We start from the raw sequence: 10865 nt of genomic DNA on the forward strand, positions 1-10865 counted from the left end.
ATGGACGACGTCCACGACATCTCGCTGACGGTGAACGGCGAGGAGCATTCCATCGTGGTGCCCGCACGCCGGCTGCTCAGCGACGCCCTGCGCCACGATCTCGGGCTGACCGGCACGCACGTTGGGTGTGAGCACGGTGCCTGTGGCGCCTGCACCGTGAACATCGACGGTCGGCTGGCGCGGTCGTGCCTGATGCTGGCGGTGCAGGCCGAGGGCTGCGAGATCTCCACGATCGAGGGCCTCGCCGACAACGTCGAGGACATGCACCCCGTCCAACGCGCCTTCTGGGAGCGCCACGGCCTGCAGTGCGGCTTCTGCACTCCCGCGATGGTGCTGACCGGCGTCGACCTGCTGGAACGCAACCCGGATCCGGACGAGGGCGAGATCCGTGAGGCGCTGGGCGGGCAGGTCTGCCGCTGCACGGGCTACGTCTTCATTGTCGAAGCCATCGCACAGGCCGCACGGGACATGGCGGCGGCGTCCGCTCCCGACGTCCACGAGGTCCCGCAGGGTGGCGTCCCGGCCGCCGTCGACGGTTCCGGAATGAGGTCCGCGTGATGGTCGGCCGTCGAGGCAAGGTCGACCCCGCCGAGACCGCCCAGCCGAAGCTGCTCGGCGCGCGGGTCAAACGCAAGGAGGACCCGCGCTTCCTGATGGGGCGGGCGCGGTACGTCGACGACATCGAGCTTCCCCGGATGCTGCACGCCGCGTTCGTCCGCAGCCCCGTCGCGCACGCCGAGGTGGTGTCTGTGGACATCGGCGCGGCGGTGACCAGTCCGGGGGTGCGCGGCATCCTCACGGGCGCGGACCTCGAGGGCACCGCGAGAGGCATCATCTGCGACTCCACGATGGACACCTGGCAGTCCACCGAGTTCCCGGCGCTGGCCACCGACCGGGTCCGGTTCGCCGGCCAGACCGTCGCGGTGGTCGCGGCGGATGACCGATACAGGGCTGAGGACGCCTGCGAGCTCGTCGACGTCGAGTACAGCGAGCTGCCTGTTGTGTCGTCGATCCCGGTGGCCATCGGCGAGGACGCTCCACGACTGCACGAGTCCTGGACCGACAACCTCTACATCAAGCGCCACTTCGTCGGGGGAGAGGTGGACAAAGCCTTTGCCGAGGCCGACGGCATGGTGTCGTTGTCGTTGGTGAACAACCGGCATTCGGCCATCCCGCTGGAGACCCGTGGGTGCATCGCCGACTACGACACGGGCCAGGGGGTGCTGACGCTCTACACGTCGACGCAGATCCCGCACCTCGTGCGCACCGGGCTGGCCGACGCGATCGGCCTGCCGGAGAACCGGATCCGGGTCATCGCGCCGGACGTCGGCGGGGGTTTCGGCATCAAGGGGCACCTGTTCCCGGAGGAGATCGCGATCAGTCTGCTGTCCATGCAGGTCGGGCGGCCAGTCAAGTGGATCGAGGACCGGGTCGAGCACATGCTCGCCTGCATCCACGCGCGGGAGCACCACCACGAGATCGAGGCCGCCTACACCGCCGACGGCGAGGTGACGGCCCTCCGCGCCACCGTCCACGTCGACTGCGGCGCCTACTCCGTCTATCCGTGGACCTCCACGATGGACACTGGCATGGCGCTGGGCATCCTGCCCGGTCCCTACCGGATCCGGAACTACGAGTGCCACGCCTACAGCGTCGCCACGAACAAGTGCCCGCACGGGCCGTACCGGGGGGTGGCTCGCCCGGCCGCCGCGTTCTCGATCGAGCGGGTCATGGATGCGGTGGCCGCCGAGCTCGGGATGGACCGGGTCGAGATCCGCAAGCGCAACCTCGTGCAGCCCGACCAGTTCCCGTACGAGTCGGTCACCGGCCTGCTGTACGACTCCGGCAGCTTCACCGAGTCGCTGGACAAACTGTTGGTCGACGGCGGACACGCCGAGATGGTGCAGGTGCAGAAGGAGGCGCGCGAGGAGGGTCGGTACCTCGGCATCGGGATCGCGTGCTACACCGAGCAGAGCGCGCACGCCACGTCGGAGTTCGTCAAGCGCGGTGTCCCGATCATCTTCGGCTACGACACCTCCACCGTGCGGATGGACCCGTCGGGCCAGGTCGTTGTCCAGCTCAGCACCCACTCGCACGGCCAGGGGCACGAGACCACCTTCGCCCAGATCGTCGCCGACCAGCTCGGCTTGTCCCTCGACGACATCCGGGTGCAGTTCGGAGACACGGCCCAGACTCCTTACGGTCACGGCACCTTCGCGAGTCGGAGCGCGGTGCTCGGCGGGGGAGCATCGAAGCTCGCCGCCGTCCAGGTGCGGGATAAGCTCATCGAGTTCGCCGCCCACGTACTCGAGGCCTCACCCGAGGATCTCGAGCTCGGTGGGGGGCAGGCCTTCGTCAAGGGTGTCCCAGGGCAAACCGTGGCCGTCCGTGACCTGGCACGGTGGGCCTACCACCGTCCGGAGAAGCTGCCGCCCGGTATGACACCAGTCCTGGAGGCTGTCAGCTCCTATGACGCCGAGCCGGGCGGTGGGACGTTCGCCAACGCGGCCCACCTGTGCCTGGTCGAGGTCGATCCGGAGACCGGTGCGGTGAAGCTGCTGCGCTACCACGTCGTCGAGGACTGCGGGCGCATGATCAACCCGCTGGTGGTCGATGGGCAGGTGCACGGCGGCGTCGCCCAGGGCATCGGTGGCGCCCTCATGGAGGAGTTCGTCTACGACGAGCAGTGCCAGCTGCAGTCCACCACCTTCCTCGACTACCTGCTGCCGGGTGCCACGGACATCCCGCACATCGGAGTGTCTCACCTGGAGACGCTCTCGCCCTTCACGATCGAGGGCATCAAGGGTATGGGCGAGGGTGGCTCGATCGCGCCGGGGCCGGCACTCGCCTCGGCGGTCGACGACGCGCTGCGGCCGTTGGGGCGGCCGTTCGTCGACGAGCTGCCCCTGACCCCGGCGCGCGTCCGCAGGTTCGTCGAGCGCGCCCGCGGAGAACGCGCATGACTCCGGTGCGCCCGGGTGGTGCCCGGGCGCACCGGCACCAGGTGGCCAATCCTGCCGCCGTGTCGACCGTCGGCCGCACTGTCCGGCCGCAGCCAGGAGGTTCGCCATGCCTGAGATCTCGATGACGCACACGATCTCGATCTCAGCCCCGCCCGACCGGGTCTGGAAGACCCTGACCGACCTCGAGGCCGTGGTCCCCTGCATGCCGGGCGCGACGCTGACGAGCACCGACGGCGAGTCCTTCACCGGTGCCGTCAAGATCAAGGTCGGCGCGATCGGTATGACCTACCGGGGTGAAGGTCGCTTCACCGAGCGCGACGAACGGGAGCGCCGCGCCGCTCTCGAGGTCTCGGGAAAGGACGCACGGGGCAGCGGCACCGCCCGCGCCGACGTCGTCATCACACTCGCCGACTCCGACGGCGGCACCACCGCCACCGTGCAGACCCGGCTGACCGTCACCGGCAAGGCGGCCCAGTTCGGCCGCGGCCTGCTGGACCAGGTCGGGGGTGCAGTGCTGACGCAGTTCGCGGGGAACCTGTCCGCCCGACTCGACGACGGCACACCGTCCGTCCCGACGCTGGTGCTCTCGCCGTCCCTGGCGCGGACGGTGCCGGACGCGACGGCGGCGGCCCCGGGCGCTCCGCGAGAGACCGGTCGGCGAGCCACCACCGAGGGCGGCTCCCAGTTGAGCCTGTCGTCGGTACTGGGGCCGGTGGTCAAGGAACGGGTGCAGAGCGTCCCCGGTCTCGTGGGCGCCCTGCTGATCGGGCTCGTCTTGGGCCGCTTCCTGGCCGCCGCCCGACCCGGTCGCCGCTGACGCGAGCGAGAACACAGAGCACGACGGCACGCCGGGCACGCAGGGCACGCAGGGCTGCAGCGTGCCGCGGCACCACCCATCTCAAGTACCCACCTCCCGGTAAGGGGACCGAGCAATGGACATCTCGTCGACCCGACGTCGCGGACGAGGCGAAAAGCTGGTGATGATCCTCTGCTTCGCCGTCATCATGTGCGACGGTTTCGACCTCATCGTCTACGGCGCGGCCGTTCCGGCGATCCTCGCCGACACGAGTCTGGGCGTCACTGCTCTCGAGGCCGGCACGGTCGGCAGCTACGCGCTGGCCGGCATGTTGATCGGCGCCCTGCTGTCGGGGCAGCTGACCGACACGTTGGGCCGGAGGAAGATCCTCCTGATCAGCGTCACCTGGTTCTCGACGGCCATGCTCGCCTGCGCCCTGGCACCGAACTTCGAGCTGTTCGGCGCATTCCGGTTCCTGGCCGGGCTGGGCATGGGGGCGGCGATGCCGACCGCCATCGCGCTGACCGCGGAGTACAGCCCGGCAGATCGTCGCAGCATCAACAACGCGCTGATGTTCGGGGGGTACTCGGTCGGCGGGATCCTGGCCGCCGTCCTCGCTCTGGCGCTCGTCCCGAGCTTCGGATTCCGGTCGGTGTTCTTCGTCGGTGCCGCTCCGCTCCTGCTCATCGTGCCCTTCCTGGTGCGGTACCTGCCAGAGTCCATCGGGTTCCTGATGGCCAAGGGGCGGACCGAGGAAGCCGAGAAGCTGGCGGCACGCCTGCAGGTTCCCGTTGCCGCGGTCGCCACCGACGTCACGACCGACCGACGCAAGGCCTTCCGCGCTCTGTTCACCCCGCTCCACATCCTGCCTGCGATCCTGTTCGCGGTCGTCAGCTTCTTCGGGCTGCTGCTGGTGTACGGGATCAACACCTGGTTGCCCCAGATCATGAAGGCCGCCGGGTTCTCGTTGTCGAGCTCGCTCCTGTTCCTGGTGGTGCTCAACGTCGGTGCCGCGGTGGGCTCGATCGCGACCGCACCGCTGGGCGACCGGTTCGGCATGAAGCCCATCACCCTGATCGCCTTCGCCTCGGCCGCCGTCTCGATCTTCCTGCTCAGCCTGCCGATGCCGGAGGTGCTGCGCTACGTGGTGGTGGCCATCGCCGGGTTCGGCACGATCGGGACGCAGATCATCGTGAACGCCTACGTCGCGATCCACTTCCCGGTCGCGGTGCGCGCCTCGGCCCTGGGATGGACCCTCGGCATCGGCCGGCTCGGCGCGATCGTCGGCCCTGTGTTCGGGGGTCTGCTCCTGGCGAACAACGTCGGGACCAGCTGGAACTTCTACGCCTTCGCCATCCCCGCCGTGATCGGGCTGGTGCTCGTCACGGCTCTGCCCAAGCACGTCGGCTCGAGTCGCCGCACGACCTCCACCACCGCCGAGCCTGCGGCCCGCCCAGCCTGACGCCACACGGCCGCAGGTCGCCCGACCAGGTCGGCACCCACGCCGACCCCTCGAGGATCGGAACACGCATGACTGACGACGGGGTGCTCGACCGGTACCGGCAGGCCGGTTTCGGCGGCACCGTCACCTGGGGACAGCGTCCCGCGGTGGTGGTCGTGGACCTCACCAACGGCTTCACCGACCCGACGCTGCCCACCGGGGCCGACATGGGCGCGGAGGTCGCCGCGACGGCCGAGGTCGTCGACGCCGCCCACGCCGCGGGTGCGCCGGTCGTCTTCACCACGATCGCCTACGCCCATCCGGCGGAGGGCGGGACCTGGCTACGGAAGGCGAGCGGCATGTCCGCCCTGCGGGCGGGCACGACGCTGGTCGACGTCGACGCGCGGCTGCCCCGTCGTGAGGACGACGTGGTCATCGTGAAGAAGGGGCCCTCGGCCTTCTTCGGCACGGGTCTGGCCACGCTGCTGACGACCGCGCGCGTCGACACGGTCGTCGTGTGCGGCGCCACCACCAGCGGCTGCGTGCGGGCCACCGTCGTCGACGCGGTCTCCGCGGGCTGGATCCCGGTCGTGCCACGCGACTGCGTCGCCGACCGGGCGCGGGGCCCGCACGACGCGAGCCTGTTCGACATGCACCAGAAGTACGCCGACGTGGTGGACCGAACCGACGTCGTCACCTATCTGAAGGGGCTGCCCCACCAGGGCGGCTGAGGGAGAGGAACCGTGAGCTCACCACATCGCGTCGGGCTGATCGTCCCCAGCTCGAACACCACCATGGAGACGGAACTGCCCGCGTTGCTGGGGCGACACGCGTCTGCCGCGTTCACCTTCCACTCCAGCCGCGCCGTGCTCCACACCGTGGATCCCGGGTCGCTGCGCCAGATGGTCGACCAGGTCGACCGGTGCTCCGCCGAGGTGGCGGACGCCGCTGTCGACGTGATCGCCTACGCCTGCCTGATCGCCATCGCGGCACAGGGTCCGAAGGCACACCAGGAGGCGGAGGAGCGTATCGCCGCCGGCGCCCGCCGGGCGGGATGCCCGGCCCCGGTGACCAGCAGCGCGGGCGCGCTCGTCCGGGGCATCGAGGCGCTGGGCCTGTCCCGGGTGGCGATGGTGACGCCGTACGTCAAGCCGCTCACGAGCTGCCTGGTCGACTACGTGACCGACTACGGGGTGACCGTCACCGACGCGCTGAGCCTCGAGGTCGCCGACAACCTGGAGGTGGGCCGCCTCGACCCGGCCCGGTTGCCCGACCACGTCGAGCGGCTCGACCTCAGCGGCGCCGAGGCGATCGTCCTGTCCGCCTGCGTGCAGATGCCGTCGCTCGCCGCGATCGAGGCGGTGGAGGAGCGGTTCGGCCTCCCCGTGCTGACCGCGGCGACGGCGACCGCACGCGAGGTGCTGTGCGCGCTCGGTGTCGACCCGGTCGTTCCCGGAGGCGGGGCGCTGCTGCGGCCCCTACGGGCTGCGTCGTGATCGCACCGCGGGGAGCCGAGTCGTTCGTCGAGGCCAACGGCCTGCGGCACCGGGTCCTGAGCTACGGCGACACCGGCCCTGAGGTACTGATCCTCACCGGCATCACCAGCACCGCCCTCACGGCGGAGTTCATCGCCGTCGCCCTGGCGGACCGCTTCCGCGTGCACGTCCCGGACCTGCGGGGCCGGGGCGGCACGCCGGCCACGCCTCCCGGCAGCTACACCCTCGGCACCTACGCTGCGGACGTCGACGGGCTCGTCGACGGCCTGGGGCTGTCCCGGCCGATCGTCGTCGGGCACTCCCTCGGCGCCCGGATCGGGGCCGCCCACGCGGTGTCGCGGCCCGGCCGCCAGGGCGGCCTCGTCCTGGTCGACCCGCCGCTGTCGGGCCCCGGCAGGGACCCGTACCCCACGTCGGCCGAGGCCTTCGACACCCAGCTCCACCAGGCCTACCGCGGCACCACGGAGGACGAGCTGCGGGCCTGGTACCCCCGCTGGGACGCGCGGGAGCTGCGCATCCGGGCGCAGGAACTCCCGACCTGCGACCGGGCCGCGGTGCTCGAGACGCACGCCAACTTCCACCGCGAGGACTTCCTCCCCAACTGGCGGCAGCTCTCCGACGGCGTCGTGCTGGTGCGCGGCGCCGACAGCCCGGTCGTCACCGACGCCGGCGCCGCGGAGCTGCGCGCGAGCAACCCCGCCATCCCGGTCGTCACCGTCCCGGACGCCGGCCACATGGTCCCGTGGGACAACTGGCCGGCGTTCCGGGACGTGCTGCTCGACGAACTTCTCAGGACAGGAGCAACGAGTGTTCACCCAGACTGATCTCTACGAGCTCTTCCGCCGGCACCTGCAGCTGTGCGCGGTGCACGAGGGCGAGCGGGTCGTGGTCCTCTCCCAGGGCGCCGAGCGCGCTGACTACGCCGACGCCTACCTCGCCGCCGCCCGTAGCCTCGGCGCCAAGACCTTCCACATGCGGCTGCCGCGTCCGCTGCCCAGCTCGGGCAACTGGTCGGTCGGGGCGTCGGAGCTGGCGGCCAACCCCGCCGCCGTCGAGGCGCTGAAGAACGCCGACCTGCTCATCGACTGCGTCTTCCTGCTGTTCTCACCCGAGCAGTTCGCCATCCAGGACAGCGGCACACGCGTCCTGACCGTGGTCGAGCCGGTCGAGCTGCTGGCCCGGCAGTTCCCGACCACGGAGCACCGGGAGCGGGTCGAGATTAGCGCGGAGATCCTCGCCAAGGCCTCGGTCATGCGCATCACCAACCCGCACGGCACCGACGTGAGCTACCAGCTGGGCCGGTACCCGACGGTCACCGAGTACGGCTACACCGATGAGCCGGGCCGCTGGGATCACTGGCCCGCCGCGTTCGTCTTCACCGGTGCGGCCGACGACGGTGTCGACGGACGCATCGTCCTCGGCCCCGGCGACGTCCTCCTGCCGCAGAACTGCTACATCACCAGCCCTGTCGAGTACACCATCGAGAAGGGGTTCATCACCGACATCCGCGGTGGCATGGACGCCGACCTCATCAGGTCCTACATGGCCTCGTTCGACGACCCCCGCGGTTTCGGCATGTCCCACGTCGGCTGGGGGCTCGACGAGCGCGCCCACTGGCACGGGCTCCAGCAGCCCTCCTTCCCGGGCGGCATGGGTATGGAACTGCGCTCGATCCTGGGCAACGTGATGTTCTCCACTGGCCCCAACAACGAGTTGGGTGGGCCCAACGACACCGCCTGCCACCTGGACATCCCGATGCGCGGCTGCAGCCTCTTTCTCGACGACGAACCGATCGTCGTCGACGGTGCCGTGGTCGTCGAGGACATGTTGCCGGCCCGTTCGCGGCGCTGAACGCCGCCCGCCCCGCACCCCGATCCGAGAGAGGACCCCACCGTGAAGATCGTCGACAGCCAATGGCACTGGCACCCCCCTGCGTTGCTCGACCAGCACCTCGGCCGCACCGATCACCCGCGCGCCCGACGCACCGACGCTGGCTACGTCTACGAGGTCTCCTCGGAGGAGGTCTGGACCTACGACGAGCGCTTCACCGACCTCGACTTCCAGGTCGGGGTGATGGACTCGGTCGGGATCGACACGGCAGTGGTCAGTGCGTCGGTCGCCGGTGACCTCAGCGACCGGCCGACCGGTGAGGCCCGCGAACTGTGCATCCTGCTCAACGAGGAGATGTCGCGCGCGCAGAAGAGCTACCCGGACCGCTTCGCGGGCATCGCGCACCTCCCGCTCACCGACACCGACGCTGCCATCGAGGTGCTCGACGACGCCGTCGACCGCCTCGGTCTCAAGGGCGTCCTGCTGCCGGGCAACGTCGCCGGCCGGTCGGTGGCGGAGGAGCGGCTCTGGTCGCTCTACGAGCGGATCCAGGAGCGGCGTCTGCCGGTCTTCCTCCATCCCACACGGTCCTTCCGGACGCCCGAGGCGCTGCCGTACCGGATGGAGGTGTCGCTCGGCTACATGGTCGACACTAGCTTCGCGACGATGGCATTGATCGTGAACGGGGTCCTGGACAGGTTCCCGGAGATGGCCGTGGTGCACCCGCACGCCGGTGGAACGCTGCCGTACGTCCATGGGCGTCTGGAGGTGTACAGGGCGAAGGGGTGGTGGCCGAAGATGCAGCGGTCATTCCTGGAGTACCTGCAGGGGCTGTGGTTCGACACGGTGTGCAACGAGCCGGAGAGCCTCGGGCTGCTGATCAATCTCGTCGGCGTGGACCGCCTGCTGTTCTCCACGGACTACCCCTACTGGTCCACGCGCAAGGCACTGGAGTTCGTGCGGAGCAACGTCCCGGCGGAGAACCACGAGGCCGTCCTAGGGGGCACGGCGCTCTCGCTGCTCGACAGCGGCCGACCGGCCTGACGCCTCTCCCGGGAACGCGGGCCGGTGTTGTCCCGCACTCCCGGGCAGGCGTGTAGGCAATCGACTCCCTGAGTCCGGTCGATGGGCGGTTTCAGCCCGTCGGGGTCGGCTGTCGGAGGGTGGCCAGCTCGAGCCGTCGCGCCATCCTCGGATCGGAGGAGTTGCGCACGACGAGCCTCGGCTGCAACTGGCGAGAGACAATGTTGCGATCCTCGATCCGGTCGATCACGAGCCGTGCAGCGGTTTCTCCGATGAGCCGGACCGGATTGCGCACCGTGCTGAGAGGGATCGGCAGGTCGGCCGAAACCGAGATGTCGTTGAACCCGACAACGGCAACGTCGGTCCCCGGGGTCAGGCCGTGGTCGCGCAACGCGCCCATGACCCCGATCGCGGCCCAGTCGTTGAGCGCGAAGACCGCGGTCGGTCGCGGTTCGAGCCGCAGCAGTCGGTCCGCGGCCTCCCGTCCGTCCGGCCCGGTCACACCGTTGAGGATGATTCGTTCCGGCGGCAGCGAGCAGCCGCGTTCCTCCAGGGCGGCAGTGAAGCCGGTGATGCGGTCGCGCGCGGTGCTGGCGTAGGGCAGCCCCCCGGTCACGGCGATGATCTCGTGACCGAGGTCCACCAAGTGCGTGCCCGCGAGATGGCCGCCGAGTTCGTCGTCGCACGTCACGGAGACCATGTCCCGGTAGCGGCGGCTGACGAGCACGAAGGGCGGATCATGGTCGATGAGCTCGTCGACGTAGCAGCCGTCCAGATGGGCGTCGGCGATGATGAGCGCGTCGACCCGGCGGTTCAGCATCAGCGCCAGCTGCTGCCGCTGGCGCTGTGGATCATCACGAGTTGTCGCCACGACACTCTGGTAACCGAGGGCGGCGACGGCCTCCTCGATGCCCTCGTACATGTTGGCCAGGGCGACGTCGGCAAGCCGGGGCATGAGGACACCGACCAGCTTCGACTGGCCGCCGCGCAGCCCCACAGCGTACGGATCGGGTCTGTACCCCATCCGCTGCGCCACTTCGTGGACCCTTCTCGCGTTCGCCGAGAGCCTGCCGGTCTCATCGGTCCCCTGGCGCAGCACGCGAGACACCGTGGAGACGTGGACGCCGGCCTCCTCCGCGATCATCTTCATCGTCACCGGCGCGGGTTTGGGCGGTTCCCCCATGGCCAAATTGTTTCAGTTGCACGCGATTTGCGCAATGGTTCGCGCAATCGTGCAAACGGGCGCCGGCGGTGAGTCCTAGCGGTGGCCCCTGGCCGACCAACGCCGTTCGTCGTACGTTCGAGCGCGGTGGCCC

At 70.0% G+C, this 10865-nt stretch carries 10 protein-coding genes; 9 read left to right on the forward strand and 1 reads right to left on the reverse strand.

All coding sequences use genetic code 11. The features are described from left to right. The 9 genes from ACQEVB_RS23205 (at position 1) to ACQEVB_RS23245 (ending at position 9570) form a co-directional block, all read left to right on the forward strand. Positions 1–558 carry a (2Fe-2S)-binding protein gene (locus tag ACQEVB_RS23205; protein WP_432974782.1) on the forward strand — a complete coding sequence of 186 codons (558 nt, stop codon included), beginning with the start codon at positions 1–3 and terminating at the stop codon, positions 556–558. Next, complete coding sequence (locus tag ACQEVB_RS23210) at positions 558–2963, forward strand: xanthine dehydrogenase family protein molybdopterin-binding subunit (protein WP_432974784.1); 2406 nt, start codon at positions 558–560, stop codon at positions 2961–2963. The genes ACQEVB_RS23205 and ACQEVB_RS23210 overlap by 1 nt, the downstream gene beginning before the upstream one ends. A gap of 106 nt (positions 2964–3069) precedes the next feature. Beyond that, the gene (locus tag ACQEVB_RS23215) at positions 3070–3780 is read left to right on the forward strand and encodes an SRPBCC family protein (RefSeq protein ID WP_432974786.1); all 711 of its coding nucleotides are present in this window, start codon (positions 3070–3072) and stop codon (positions 3778–3780) included. A 163-nt stretch (positions 3781–3943) separates the two neighbouring features. After that, positions 3944–5221, forward strand: coding sequence for an MFS transporter (locus ACQEVB_RS23220; RefSeq protein ID WP_432974788.1), 1278 nt, complete (start codon positions 3944–3946; stop codon positions 5219–5221). Positions 5222–5289: 68 nt separating this feature from the next. Then, entirely contained in the window at positions 5290–5931 is a 642-nt protein-coding gene (locus ACQEVB_RS23225; RefSeq protein WP_432974790.1) for an isochorismatase family protein, read from the forward strand. Between the two features lie 12 nt (positions 5932–5943). Next, positions 5944–6696, forward strand: coding sequence for a maleate cis-trans isomerase family protein (locus tag ACQEVB_RS23230; RefSeq protein ID WP_432974792.1), 753 nt, complete (start codon positions 5944–5946; stop codon positions 6694–6696). After that, on the forward strand, positions 6693–7520 hold the full coding sequence (locus ACQEVB_RS23235; protein ID WP_432974794.1) for an alpha/beta fold hydrolase: 828 nt from the start codon (positions 6693–6695) through the stop codon (positions 7518–7520). Before ACQEVB_RS23230 ends, ACQEVB_RS23235 begins: the two co-directional genes overlap by 4 nt. Further along, positions 7504–8547, forward strand: a complete 1044-nt coding sequence (locus tag ACQEVB_RS23240) for a leucyl aminopeptidase (protein WP_432974796.1) — start codon at positions 7504–7506, stop codon at positions 8545–8547. The genes ACQEVB_RS23235 and ACQEVB_RS23240 overlap by 17 nt, the downstream gene beginning before the upstream one ends. A 42-nt stretch (positions 8548–8589) precedes the next feature. Beyond that, positions 8590–9570, forward strand: coding sequence for an amidohydrolase family protein (locus ACQEVB_RS23245; RefSeq protein ID WP_432974798.1), 981 nt, complete (start codon positions 8590–8592; stop codon positions 9568–9570). Between the two features lie 91 nt (positions 9571–9661). Here the strand turns inward: ACQEVB_RS23245 and ACQEVB_RS23250 are convergent, their stop codons facing one another. Then, positions 9662–10732, reverse strand: a complete 1071-nt coding sequence (locus tag ACQEVB_RS23250) for a LacI family DNA-binding transcriptional regulator (RefSeq protein WP_432974800.1) — start codon at positions 10730–10732, stop codon at positions 9662–9664. Between the last annotated feature and the right edge of the window lie 133 nt (positions 10733–10865).

The organism is Pseudonocardia sp. CA-107938 (assembly GCF_050936315.1).
In the GTDB taxonomy this organism is placed as follows: Bacteria; Actinomycetota; Actinomycetes; order Mycobacteriales; family Pseudonocardiaceae; genus Pseudonocardia.